The organism is Youhaiella tibetensis (genome assembly GCF_008000755.1).
Taxonomy (GTDB): Bacteria; Pseudomonadota; Alphaproteobacteria; order Rhizobiales; family Devosiaceae; genus Paradevosia; species Paradevosia tibetensis.
The window spans coordinates 3366361-3378949 of record NZ_CP041690.1; the positions used below are offsets into that span (position 1 = coordinate 3366361).

Sequence of the window (12589 nt, forward strand, 5' to 3'; positions counted from 1 at the left end):
CTCGGAGCAATCCGGGCCGGTTGTCGCCGCCTCCCCCAACCCCTTGAGCTTTTTCGGCGGCATGCGCCTGAGCGAGTTCCTCGGGGTTGTGCCGTTTCTCGTCTTTGCCGTGATGTTCCTGATCGCCCCCACGCTGTTTCTCGTGGGCGCGGCGTTCCTCGACGATGCCGGCAACTTCACGCTTCAGAACATCCTCGACCTGGGCTCTCCCCAGATCGTCGCCTCCTTCTGGATTTCCATCCGCGTTTCGGCCGCCTCCGCCTTTCTCGGCGCAGTGATCGGCCTGGTGATCGCGCTCGCCGTGATCCGCGGGCGGCTCCCGGAGGGTATCCGCTCGGCCGTCCTCACCTTTTCGGGCGTGGCCTCGAACTTCGCCGGCATTCCGCTGGCCTTCGCCTTCCTCGCCACCCTCGGGCGGTTGGGGCTGATGACCGTGATCCTCAAGCTGATCGGCCTGGATATCTACAAGGCCGGCTTCAACATCCTCAGTTTCTGGGGCCTGACGATTACCTACCTCTACTTCCAGATACCGCTGATGATCCTCATCATCGCGCCGGCCATCGATGGCCTCAAGAAGGAATGGAGCGAGGCAGCGGCGACGCTTGGCGCAACACCGGCACAATTCTGGCGCTATGTCGGCTTGCCGGTGCTCTGGCCCAACCTACTGGGCACGCTCTCGCTGCTCTTCGCCAATGCCTTCGGCGCCATCGCCACGGCCTACGCGCTGACCGGCTCCTCGCTCAACATCGTGCCGATCCTGCTCTATGCGCAGATCCGTGGCGACGTCCTGCACAACCCTGGCCTCGGCGCCGCACTGGCTCTGGGCATGATCGTGGTCACCGCGTTCGCCAACGTGCTCTATCTCATCGTCCGGACGCGGGCGGAACGGTGGCTGAAATGAAGAAGCGCGGACAACCCTGGGCCTGGGTGATCTTCGCCCTAGGCGCCGCCTATTTCCTCATCCCATTGCTGGCAACGTTCGAATTCTCCCTGCGCATCCGTCGCGAGGGCTACACGTTCGATGCCTACATGAACGTCTTCTCGGACGGTCGCTTCCAGGCGACGTTCACCTACTCGCTCGTGGTGGGGTTGGCGGCCATCCTGGTCGGTGTCTTCATCGTCGTGCCCGCCGCCTACCTGGTGCGCCTGCGCCTTCCGGCCCTTCGGCCGATCATCGAGTTCGTGACGCTCCTGCCGTTGATCATTCCCGCCATCATCCTCGTCTTCGGCTACATCAAGCTCTACAACTCCTCGAGCTGGCTGCCCCTGACGGGCAGTGCGCTGGGCACCGACATCCTGCTGACTTTCGGGTACGTGGCGCTGGCGCTGCCCTACATGTATCGGGCGGTCGACACGGGCTTGCGCACCATCGACGTGCAGACGCTCACCGAAGCGGCCAATATCCTGGGCGCCAACCAGTTCACCATCATTTCCCGGGTCATCTTCCCCAACATCATCGTGGCGGTGCTCTCGGGCGCCTTCCTGACGCTCGCCATCGTCATGGGCGAGTTCACCATCGCCAGCCTCCTCAATCGCCCGGCCTTCGGCCCCTACCTCCAGAACGTAGGCGCCAACCGCGCCTTTGAGCCGGCAGCGCTGGCGATCATTTCGTTCGTCTTCACCTGGGGCGCCATGGGCATGATCCAGCTTCTCGCCCGCTTCGCCCCCAAAACCGCCGCCAGGACCGATTGATGGCCACGCCGTTTCTTTCCATCGAGAACATCGTCAAGAAATTCGGCGAAAACACCGTCATCCACGGAGTCGACCTGGCCTTCGACAAGGGCGAGTTCATCTCCCTCCTCGGCCCCTCGGGCTGCGGCAAGACCACGATCCTGCGCATGATCGCCGGCTTCGAGCGCCCGACGACCGGACGCATCGTCGTGGACGGCAAGGACATTACCGACCTCAACCCGAACCAGCGCCAGATCGGCATGGTCTTCCAGGCCTACGCCCTCTTCCCCAACATGAATGTCGCCGACAACGTCGCTTTCGGCCTCAAGGTCGCCGGCGTCGGCAAGGAAGAGCGGCAGTCCCGTGTGGCCGAAATGCTCAAGCTGATCGGTCTCTCCGGCTTCGATAAGCGGTTTCCCTTCGAACTGTCGGGAGGCCAGCAGCAGCGCGTTGCCCTCGCTCGCGCCCTGGCCCCGCGCCCACGCATGCTGCTACTCGACGAGCCGCTCTCGGCGCTTGATGCCAAGATCCGCGTCTCGCTGCGCCAGGAGATCCGGGCCATCCAGCGTGACCTGGGCATCACGACCGTTTTCGTGACGCACGATCAGGAAGAGGCGCTCTCGATCTCCGACCGCATCGTGGTGCTCAATGCCGGCCATGTCGAACAGGTCGGCGCCCCGTTCGAAATCTATAATCGCCCACAGACGAAATTCGTCGCCCAGTTCGTCGGCACCCTCAATACGATCGAGGCGACGGTGACTGATGCTGCAGCGCGGCGCGTTTCGATCGATGGGCAATCCGCCGTGCTCGCCAGTCTGCCTCCCGACATCGCCACCAATTCCGCGATATCGCTGACATTGCGCCCCGAGGCGGTGACGCTAGGCAAGCCCAATGGGCAGGACATCGAACTCGAAGGCACGGTTTCGGAAGTGCATTTCCTGGGGTCCGTCATCCGCCTGCGCGTCGACCTCGGCAAGAACTCGGTGAGCCTGGATACGTTCAACGACAAGCATACCCCGCCCCCAGCCCTCAACGAGCGGGTGAAAGTGGCGATCAATTCCGACGACATCCTGCTTCTCAACTGAGATACGCCACTGAGGCGCGGCCAGGCCCCTTGCATCAACCGTGGTGCTCCGTATCCTTCCGGGCAGCTCTGGAGTCTCGATCTTGTCCCCTTTCGTCACTACCGATTGGCTCGCCGCCAACCTGCATTCTTCGTCTGTCGCGCTTGTCGACGCGAGCTGGTACATGCCAGCGGCCAAGCGCGACCCGGCAGCCGACTTTCTCGTCAGCCATCTTCCCGGCGCCGTCTTCTTCGACATTGACGCGATAGCCGACAAGACCACCGACCTGCCGCACATGCTCCCCACTCCGGAGGAGTTCGAGCGCATGGTCGGCGCCCTCGGCATCAGCGACAGGCAGACGATCGTCATCTATGACGAGATCGGGCTCCAATCCGCTCCGCGCGTGTGGTGGACCTTCCGGGCCATGGGTGCCCCAGATGTGCGTATCCTCGAGGGCGGAGCGCCCAAATGGCGCGCCGAGCAGCGCCCGCTCGAAAGCGGCGCGCCCAGCATCGAGTCTGCCAGCTTCTCGGCGCATTTCGATGCCGACTTCGTCCGCTCGCTCGACCAGATGCTGGACAATGTCCAGACCAACGCCCGCCAGGTGGTGGATGCACGATCGGCTGGGCGCTTCGCGGGCACCGAGCCCGAACCGCGCGCGGGGCTCAGGTCCGGGCACATCCCGGGCAGCCTCAACGTCCCCGTGGGGCTTCTGACGCAGGACGGCATCCTCAAGCCGGCCGATGAGTTGAAGGCCCTGTTCGCGCAAAGCGGCATAGACCTGGAAAAGCCCATCACGACCTCATGCGGTTCGGGCATTACCGCATCGACGCTGGCCCTGGCGCTCGAAGTTGCCGGGGCTCGCGACGTGGCGGTTTACGACGGGTCCTGGACGGAATGGGGCGGTGCGCCCTCCACGCCTGTCGAGCGATAGCTTCCTTACCAAGCGTTAGCGCGCCTTACCGCGATTTAACGTGCAGCGTTTCAAGGCGCTGCTAGGCTTTTCGCAGGTCCGCCCTTTCTCGCGGCCGCTGGTACCGGCGCGGCCGCGATACTGGCAATTGCGACCATTTTTGATAAAAGCCAAGGAATATCAGCTTGTTAAAGCAACTGCTCGTAACCATTGTCGTTTTGGTCCTGGCGGTTGCCGGCTATGTGTTCCTGGTGCCCGGCGCGCGCGAAAACCTCGCCCGGGTCGGGATCACCCTCCCCGGCGGCGAAACGTCGCAGCAGAGCGGGGGGCAAACGGCAGGCGCGCCCCAGGGTCGCGGCGCCGGCGGCCAGGGCGGCCAGGGTGCTCCCGGCGGGCAACGGGGCGGCGGCGCGCGGACGATTACGGTCGCTACCAAGCCGGTCACCTCCTCCATCATCAACAACAAGCTTTCTGCCATCGGCGACGGCTCGGCGCTGCACTCGGTGACCGTCACCTCGCAATCGGGCGGTACGCTCAATGAGCTGCTGGTTTCACCCGGCGACGTGGTCAAGGCAGGCGACATTATCGGCCACCTCGACTCCCAGGCCGAACAGATCGCGTTCGACAAGGCCTCCCTCGCTGCCAAGAATGCAGAGGACGCACTCAAGCGCAGCACGGAACTGCAGAAGTCCAACTCGGTCTCGGCAGCGGCGCTCACGACCGCCCAACTCGCCAACGACCAGGCTGCTCTCGACTTCCGCAACGCCAAGCTGGCACTCGATCGTCGCTCGATCGTGGCCCCCATCGGCGGCACTGTGGGGCTGATGCAGGTGACGCCCGGCAACTATCTCAGCTCGAACGCCGCGGTGACGACGATCGAGGACGATTCCCAGCTCCTGGTGACCTTCTGGGTACCCGAGCGTTTCGCTCCCCTGATCAAGCCCGGCATGGCCATCGAAGCCAGCGCCACGGCGCTCCCCGGCCAGACCTTTACCGGTTCGGTCAATGCCATCGATAACCGCGTCGATCCGGCAAGCCGCACCCTGCAGGTCCAGGCGCTCATTCCCAACGATCAGAAGCTGATGCGCGCAGGCATGTCGTTCGCCGTGACGCTCGACTTCCCCGGCGAGCAGTTCGCTTCGGTCGACCCCCTGGCGATCCAGTGGTCGGCAGCCGGGCCCTATGTCTGGAAGCTGGCCGAGGGCAAGGTCGGCAAGGGCATGGTGCAGATCGTCCAGCGCAACAGCGATGGCATCCTTGTGACGGGCGACGTCAAGGAAGGTGAGGAGGTCGTCACCGAAGGCGTGCTACAACTTTCCGACGGCAGTGCGGTCCGCGTGCTTGGGCAGGGTGGCGGACAGCAAGGCCAGGGGAACGGGCAGCAGGGTCAGGGACAAGGCCAGGGCGCGCAGGGCCAAGGCCAGACCCAGGGCAATACCCACAAGGGCGGCGGCCAGCAGCCCGCGGCGACACAGCAGTAATTGGGGACAGGCCGATGTCGATCAAATCCCAAAATGAGCGCGGCGGTGTCCTCGCCCAACTGTTTGTTCGCCGCCCGGTTCTGGCCGTCGTCATCAACGCGCTGATCGTGGTGGCAGGCATCGCCGCGTTCTTCGGCGTCGAAGTGCGCGAACTGCCCAGCGTGGAGCAACCCCAGCTCTCGATCCAGACAAGCTATACCGGCGCGGCGGCTGAAACCGTCGACCGCGAGATCACCTCGGTCATCGAAGGTGCCGTGGCCCGCGTTCCGGGCGTCGCCTCGATCTCATCGAGTTCCTCATTCGGCAACTCGCGCGTTTCGATCGGCTTCACCGATGGCACCAACCTCGATAACGCCACCTCCGACGTCCGCGACGCGCTTTCGCGCATCACCAACCGTTTTCCGGACAACGTCAACACGCCCACGATCGTGAAGGCGGATTCGAACGCCAGCGCCATCATCCAACTCGCCGTGACCTCGGACACAATGAGCATCGGCGATCTGACGGACCTGGTGAACAACACGATCTCCGAGCGCCTGGCGGCCGTGCCAGGCGTTGCCGACGTTCAGATCTACGGGACGCAGAACAACGTGTTCCAGGTCGATATCGACCAGGTCAAGCTCGCCAGCCTGGGCCTCACCGTCGCCGACGTGCGCAATGCGCTCTCCACTGTCGCGTTCGATACGCCCACGGGGTCGCTCAACGGCGCCAACCAGAACATCAACGTCCGCGCCGTCGCCGACGTCAACACGCCCCAGGAATTCGAGAACCTCATCATCAAGGGCAAGACCCGGCTGGGCGATGTCGCCACGGTGGTCTTTGCGCCGAACTCCGCCTCCTCCGGCCTGCGATCGGATGGCAAGCAGGGCATCGGCCTAGGGATCATCCGCCAGGCCCAATCCAATACCGTGCAGATCTCCCAGGGCATTCATGCCGCCGTCGCCGCCATGCAGCCCTCGCTGCCGCCCGGTGTCAGCGTCAAGATTTCCAGCGACGATTCCGTCTTCATCAACGGTGCCATCGAAGAAGTCCAGCGCTCCCTGATCATCGCCGTGGTCGTGGTGGTGGGCGTCATCTTCCTGTTCTTGCTCGATTGGCGCGCCACTCTGGTGCCCGCCATTTCCATGCCCGTCGCCCTGATCGGGGCGATGGCCGGCATCTATCTGGCCGGTTTCTCGATCAACATCCTTACCCTGCTGGCCCTCGTCCTCGCGACGGGCCTGGTGGTGGATGACGCCATCGTCGTGCTCGAAAATATCGTGCGACGAAGGGGCATGGGCATAGGCCCTCGCGCTGCCGCTGTTCTCGGGACGCAGGAGGTGTTCTTTGCTGTCATCGCGACGACCGCCACCCTCGCGGCCGTTTTCATCCCGCTTTCGTTCCTGCCCGGCCAGACCGGACGCCTTTTCCGGGAGTTCGGCTTCACCCTCGCCATGGCGGTGGGCCTGTCTGCCGTCGTCGCCCTCTCGCTCGGGCCGATGCTCGCCTCGCGCATGCTCAAGCATGCTGACGACATGCACGGTTCGGCTGGCAAGCCCGGCTTGTTCCACCGGGCGCTTTCCTATGTGGGCAACCTCTTCGGCGGCTTTTACCGCCGCACGGTCCATATCTGCCTCAACTATCCCTTCCCGGTGCTGATGGTGGCCGTACTGTTCGCCGGCTCCGCCTACCTGGTCTTCGGCACGCTCAAGCAGGAGCTGACGCCCACCGAGGACCGCTCGGCGATCATGCTGCGTGTGCAGGCGCCGAACACCGTGAGCCTCGACTTCACCCGCACCCAGATGCGCAAGATCGAGGACCTGCTCCAGCCCTACCGAGACTCCGGGGAAATCCAGTCGATCTTCTCCATCTCCGGCTTTGGCTCCAACACCAGCAATGGCTTCATGACGCTGACCCTGGCACCCTGGGACCAGCGTCACCGCAGCCAGCAGCAGATCATGGGCGAGATCAACAACCTGCTCACCCAGGTTCCCGGGGTCACGGCACGCGCCATGTCGCCAAACAGCCTCGGCATTCGCGGCGGCGGCAGTGGCCTGCAATTCGCGGTGGCGGGCAGCGACTACGCCCAGCTCTCCGATACGGCCAACAAGATCGTCGCCGAACTGCAGAAGGACCCGCGCTTCGGGCGCGTGAGCTCCAACTACGATACGACCCAGCCTCAGCTCACTCTCACGGTCGACCGTGAAAAGGCCGCGGCGCTCGGCATCGACATCAATGGCCTGGCAACAACCATGCAGGCGATGATCGACGGTACTGACGTCGGCTCTGTCTTCATCAACGACGAGAGCTACTCGGTCACCATGATGTCCACCACCAACAAGGTGAACGATCCGGGCGACCTGGAATCGATCTTCGTCAAGACCAGCGACGGCCGATACGTGCCGATCTCTAGCATCGCCACGCTCAAGGAAGCCCCGATCGCGCCCTCGCTCGGCCGCGAACAGCAGCGCCGCGCCGTTTCGGTCACGGCGAGCCTGGATGGCCTGCCGCTGGGCGACGCCTACAACATGGCCCTCGCCATCGCCAAGCCGCTCCTGCCCGAAGGGACGACCATCCTGCCGCTAGCCGAGGCGCGCACGCTGGGCGAATCCAACAACGGCCTGCTGATCACCTTCAGCTTCGCCCTCGTGGTGATCCTTCTGGTGCTGGCGGCGCAGTTCGAAAGCGTGTGGTCGGCCATCATCGTGATGGCGACGGTGCCGTTCGGTCTCGCCTGCGCGGTCTATGCCCTGTTGCTGACGGGCCAGACGCTCAACGTCTACAGCCAGATCGGCCTCATATTGGTCGTGGGCATCATGGCCAAGAACGGCATCCTGATCGTCGAATTCGCCAACCAGTTGCGCGACCGCGGCCTATCGGTGCGCGAGGCCGTCGAGCAGGCCTCCAATATCCGCCTGCGGCCAGTGCTCATGACCATGATTGCAACGGTGCTCGGCGGCCTGCCGCTCGTCATCGCCCACGGCGCCGGCGCGGAATCGCGCGCGGCCCTCGGCTGGGTGATCATCGGCGGCCTCGGTCCGGCAGCCGTCTCGACGCTCTACCTGACGCCTGTCGCCTACCTGCTGCTGGCCCGCTTCTCCAAGCCAAAGGCCGAGGAAGAGCACCGGCTGGAACGCGAGCTCGACGACGCGAATGCCTCCGGTGCGGCACACGAGCCCGAGCCCCTGCCGACGCCGGTCCTGGCGGCCAAGGCCGCCGAATAGGCAAAACGAAAGGGCGCCCCTCGGGCGCCCTTTTGCATTGGCCGAAATCCCGCTCAGCCCTTGTTCTTGTTGTAGACGTCGAACACCACGGCGGCCAGCAGCACCAAGCCCTTGATGACCTGCTGCCAGTCGATATTGACGCCCATGATCGACATGCCGTTGTTCATCACGCCCATGATGAAGGCGCCGATGACCGCGCCGGCCACCTGCCCCACCCCACCCATCGCCGAGGCTCCGCCGATGAAGACGGCCGCGATGACGTCGAGCTCGAAGCCCTGCCCGGCCTTGGGCGTGGCGGTGTTGAGGCGCGCCGCAAAAATGAGGCCCGCCAGGGCGGCGAGCACGCCCATGTTGACGAAGGTCAGGAACGTCAGGCGCTCGGTCTTGATGCCCGAAAGCTTGGCGGCCTTCTCGTTGCCGCCCATCGCATAGATCCGCCGGCCGATCGTGGTGCGCCGCGTCACGAAGACGAAAAGCGCGATAAGGATAGACATGACCACGAGGACGTTGGGCAGGCCCTTGTAGGACGCGAGAAGCCAGGTCAGCACCAGCACCAGCGCGCCGATGATCAGGTTCTTGGTGACGAAGAGCGGGAACGGCTCTGCCTCGTATCCATGGCGCTCGCGATTGGCGCGGCTGCGGATGCCGAAATAGAGCATGGCGACCACGCCCGCGATGCCGATGACCATAGTCGTGGTGTGCAACGTCACGCCGAACAGGGTCGTCGGTCCGATGACGTCGGGGATGAAGCCGGCCGAAAGCAGCTGGAACTCTGTCGGGAAAGGCCCGACCGATGCACCGCCGAGCAGCGCCAGCGACAGCCCCTTGAAGACCAGCATGCCGGCCAGCGTCACGATGAAGGACGGTATCTTGTGATAGGCGATCCAGTACCCCTGCGCCGCCCCGATGATGCCGCCCGCCACGAGGCACAGAAGTCCCGCCGGGATCGGCGGTACCTTGTATTGCACCATGAGCACAGCGGCGAGCGCGCCGATGAAGCCGGAGACCGAGCCCACCGAAAGGTCGATGTGGCCAGCCACGATCACCAGCAACATGCCGAGCGCCATGATGATGATGTAGGAGTTCTGCAGCACCAGGTTGGTGAGGTTCACCGGCTTGAACAGCGTGCCGTTCGTGGTGATCTGGAAGAACACCATGATCAGGATCAGCGCCAGCAACAGGCCATAGTCGCGCAGGTTCGCCTGCAGTGCCGACTGGATGGAGGTCTTCTCCGGCTGCGCGGCCGGGGTCGCGGTTTCGGTAGTCATGATGCCTTTCCTTCAGCGCGGACGATGGCGCGCATGATCTTTTCCTGAGAAGCTTCGTTGCCGGCCATCTCGCCCACGATCCTTCCCTCGTTCATAACGTAGATGCGATCGCAGATGCCCAGGAGCTCGGGCATCTCGGATGAGATCACCACGATACCCTTCCCCTCGTTGGCGAGCTGGTTGATGATCGTATAGATCTCGTACTTGGCCCCCACGTCGATGCCGCGCGTGGGCTCGTCCAGGATCAGCACCTCGGGGTCGGCGAAGAGCCACTTGGACAGGACGACTTTCTGCTGGTTGCCGCCCGACAGGTTCACCGTCTTCTGGTAGACGCTCGACGAGCGGATATTGGTCTTCTTGCGGTAATCGTTGGCGACCTTGAGCTCCCGCAGGTCATCGATCACCGCGCCGCTCGACACACCCTTGAGGTTCGAGAGCGTGACGTTGTGCTTGATGTGGTCGATGAGGATAAGCCCGTAATTCTTGCGGTCCTCGGTCACGTAGGCGATGCCGTTGTCGACCGCTCGCCCGACGGTCGAAACGTCGACGGGCTTGCCGTGCATGAGCACCTCGCCCGAAATGTTCCTGCCGTAGGACTTGCCGAAAAGGCTCATCGCGAATTCGGTACGCCCCGAGCCCATCAGCCCGGCTATGCCCACGATCTCACCTTTGCGCAGCGTCAGGTTGACGCCTTTGACGACCTGCCGGTCGGCGTGCTGCGCGTGGTGGACCACCCAGTTGCGCACCTCGAGCATCGGCTCGCCGATCTTCGGTTCGCGCCTGGGGTAGCGGTCATCCATTGTGCGCCCGACCATCGAGGAGACGATGCGATCCTCCGAGATATCGACCTTGTCGAGCGTTTCGATCGTCGCGCCGTCGCGCAGGATGGTGATCCGGTCGGCGACCTTCCCCACCTCGTTGAGCTTGTGGGAGATCAGGATCGAGGAGATGCCCTGCGCCTTGAACTCGAGCAGGAGACTGAGCAGCGCGTCGCTATCCTTTTCCGACAGGCTCGCGGTCGGCTCGTCCAGGATCAACAGCTTCACTTCCTTGGAGAGCGCCTTGGCGATCTCGACCAGCTGTTGCTTGCCGACCCCCAGATTGGTGATCAGCGTCTTGGGGTCCTCGTTGAGCCCCACCTTCCTGAGCAGCGCGCGCGTACGCATCTCGTTGGCATCCCAATCGATGATGCCGAACCGCGCGTGCTCGTTACCCAGGAAGAGATTCTCGGTGATCGAGAGCAGCGGGACCAGCGCCAGTTCCTGGTGGATGATGACGATGCCCAGCCTCTCGCTGTCATGGATGCCCCTGAAACGGCATTCCTGGCCCTCAAAGAAAATCTCGCCGGAATAGTCGCCATAGGGATAAACCCCTGACAGCACTTTCATCAGCGTAGACTTGCCGGCCCCGTTCTCGCCCACGATGGCGTGGATCTCGCCGGCTTCGACGGTCAGGTTGACATTCTGCAGCGCCTTAACACCAGGGAAGGTCTTGGTGATATTACGCATTTCCAGAATGGTGTTGCCCATCGCGTAACCTTTGCCTTAGCCGCGCCCGGATGAAGCACGGATCGATTTTACAAACGTGGCCCTGAATGCGGAAGAGCCCCGTGACCGGCACGGGGCTCCCCTGTTTTTCAGGACCTTACTTCAGGTCGTCGGCCTTGATGTAGCCGGAGTCCACGACAACCTTCTGGTAGTTGCTGGCGTCGACCGTGTAGGGGGTCAGCAGCACCGAGGGCACCACCTTGATGCCGTTGTTGTAGGTGGTGGTGTCGTTGATCTGGGACGGGGTACCGCCCGAGAGAGCTGCATCGACCAGCTCGGCGGTCACCTTGGCCAGCTCGCGCGTATCCTTGAAGATCGTCGAATACTGCTCGCCGGCGATGATGCCCTTGACCGAGGGAACTTCGGCGTCCTGACCCGAGATGATCGGCCAGGGCTGGTCGGCAGAGCCGTAACCAACGCCGCGGAGCGAGGAGATGATGCCGCGCGACAGACCGTCATAGGGCGACAGGACCGCATCGACACGGCTGCCGTCCGAGTAGTTGGCCGAAAGGATATTATCCATGCGGGCCTGGGCGACCGCGCCGTCCCAACGGAGCGTACCAACCTTGTCCATGCCCATCTGGCCGGACTTGACCACCAGGACGCCCTTGTCGATCAGCGGCTGGAGAACGGACATGGCGCCATCATAGAAGAAGAAGGCGTTGTTATCGTCCGGCGAACCGCCGAAGAGCTCCACGTTGAACGGGCCCTGTTTGTCCGGATAGCCGAGGCCCTTGAGGAGCGATTCAGCCTGGAGGACGCCGACCTTGAAGTTGTCGAAGGTGGTGTAATAGTCCACGTTCGGGCTTTCACGGATCAGACGGTCATAGGCCACCACGAGGGCGCCGCTGTCCTTGGCCTGCTGCAGGACGTTCGAGAGCGTCGTGCCATCGATCGATGCGATCACCAGCGCCTTGACGCCCGTGGTCACCATGTTCTCGATCTGGCTGAGCTGGTTCGGAATGTCGTCTTCCGCGTACTGCAGGTCGACCTTGTAGCCCTTGGCTTCGAGGGCGGCCTTGAGTTCATTGCCGTCGCTGATCCAGCGCAGCGACGACTTGGTCGGCATGGCAATGCCGATGGTGCCCTTGTCCTGGGCGAAGGCCGCGGTGCTCAGCGACAGCGCACCGGCGATCGCCAAGGTAACCATGGTTTTGAAAAGCTTCACGTCTCAACTCCCTGAGTTGTCGGATCGATTTTGATCTTGCACGCATGCGGGCGGCCCGCCGGACGGGTTCCACGCAGGTCGCCACCGTCGCCGTGCTTTGCGCACGAAGACAGGGGCGCGAGCGCCAGACGGCGCGCACTGCACGAAACCGATTTCCAGAAATCCTCCCAGCAAATGGTCCTGTTGCGGACCATGACCAGCCCTCCCAGGCCGATCGACCAGAACTTATTTAAGTCAGATATCTTTGTAAAGCGCATGCAGTGATGACAACGTC

9 protein-coding genes are annotated in these 12589 nt (G+C 63.5%); 6 read left to right on the forward strand and 3 right to left on the reverse strand.

All coding sequences use genetic code 11. The features are described from left to right. Nucleotides 1–61: 61 nt before the first annotated feature. The 6 genes from FNA67_RS16490 to FNA67_RS16515 all read left to right on the forward strand — a co-directional run bounded on the left by FNA67_RS16490 (nt 62) and on the right by FNA67_RS16515 (nt 8332). Nucleotides 62–901 (forward strand): ABC transporter permease, encoded by an 840-nt coding sequence (locus tag FNA67_RS16490; RefSeq protein ID WP_147658225.1) that lies wholly within the window; start codon nt 62–64, stop codon nt 899–901. Beyond that, a complete protein-coding gene (locus FNA67_RS16495; protein ID WP_147657025.1) occupies nt 898–1692 on the forward strand; it encodes an ABC transporter permease in 795 nt (264 codons plus the stop codon). The genes FNA67_RS16490 and FNA67_RS16495 overlap by 4 nt, the downstream gene beginning before the upstream one ends. Further along, nucleotides 1692–2756, forward strand: a complete 1065-nt coding sequence (locus tag FNA67_RS16500) for an ABC transporter ATP-binding protein (RefSeq protein WP_147657027.1) — start codon at nt 1692–1694, stop codon at nt 2754–2756. Before FNA67_RS16495 ends, FNA67_RS16500 begins: the two co-directional genes overlap by 1 nt. A gap of 82 nt (nt 2757–2838) precedes the next feature. Then, the gene (gene sseA / locus FNA67_RS16505) at nt 2839–3669 is read left to right on the forward strand and encodes a 3-mercaptopyruvate sulfurtransferase (protein WP_147657030.1); all 831 of its coding nucleotides are present in this window, start codon (nt 2839–2841) and stop codon (nt 3667–3669) included. 164 nt (nt 3670–3833) lie between these two features. Then, complete coding sequence (locus FNA67_RS16510; protein ID WP_147657032.1) at nt 3834–5129, forward strand: efflux RND transporter periplasmic adaptor subunit; 1296 nt, start codon at nt 3834–3836, stop codon at nt 5127–5129. Between the two features lie 14 nt (nt 5130–5143). After that, on the forward strand, nt 5144–8332 hold the full coding sequence (locus tag FNA67_RS16515) for an efflux RND transporter permease subunit (protein WP_049706193.1): 3189 nt from the start codon (nt 5144–5146) through the stop codon (nt 8330–8332). 53 nt (nt 8333–8385) lie between these two features. Here FNA67_RS16515 and mmsB read toward each other — a convergent pair whose 3' ends face one another. The 3 genes from mmsB to chvE all read right to left on the reverse strand — a co-directional run bounded on the left by mmsB (nt 8386) and on the right by chvE (nt 12297). Continuing rightward, nucleotides 8386–9600: a multiple monosaccharide ABC transporter permease gene (mmsB, locus tag FNA67_RS16520; protein ID WP_049706194.1), complete on the reverse strand. Its 1215-nt coding sequence runs from the start codon at nt 9598–9600 to the stop codon at nt 8386–8388. Continuing rightward, on the reverse strand, nt 9597–11129 hold the full coding sequence (mmsA, locus tag FNA67_RS16525; protein WP_049706195.1) for a multiple monosaccharide ABC transporter ATP-binding protein: 1533 nt from the start codon (nt 11127–11129) through the stop codon (nt 9597–9599). The genes mmsB and mmsA overlap by 4 nt, the downstream gene beginning before the upstream one ends. A 115-nt stretch (nt 11130–11244) precedes the next feature. Beyond that, on the reverse strand, nt 11245–12297 hold the full coding sequence (gene chvE, locus FNA67_RS16530; protein ID WP_049708096.1) for a multiple monosaccharide ABC transporter substrate-binding protein: 1053 nt from the start codon (nt 12295–12297) through the stop codon (nt 11245–11247). Between the last annotated feature and the right edge of the window lie 292 nt (nt 12298–12589).

What these genes read in the sequence shown, in the direction of transcription:
- FNA67_RS16515 (WP_049706193.1), top strand. Translation starts at nt 5,144, where the DNA reads ATGTCGATCAAATCCCAAAATGAGCGCGGCGGTGTCCTCGCCCAACTG.
- FNA67_RS16500 (WP_147657027.1), top strand. Translation starts at nt 1,692, where the DNA reads ATGGCCACGCCGTTTCTTTCCATCGAGAACATCGTCAAGAAATTCGGC.
- mmsA (WP_049706195.1), bottom strand. Translation starts at nt 11,129, where the DNA reads ATGGGCAACACCATTCTGGAAATGCGTAATATCACCAAGACCTTCCCT.
- FNA67_RS16495 (WP_147657025.1), top strand. Translation starts at nt 898, where the DNA reads ATGAAGAAGCGCGGACAACCCTGGGCCTGGGTGATCTTCGCCCTAGGC.
- FNA67_RS16490 (WP_147658225.1), top strand. Translation starts at nt 62, where the DNA reads ATGCGCCTGAGCGAGTTCCTCGGGGTTGTGCCGTTTCTCGTCTTTGCC.
- mmsB (WP_049706194.1), bottom strand. Translation starts at nt 9,600, where the DNA reads ATGACTACCGAAACCGCGACCCCGGCCGCGCAGCCGGAGAAGACCTCC.
- chvE (WP_049708096.1), bottom strand. Translation starts at nt 12,297, where the DNA reads ATGGTTACCTTGGCGATCGCCGGTGCGCTGTCGCTGAGCACCGCGGCC.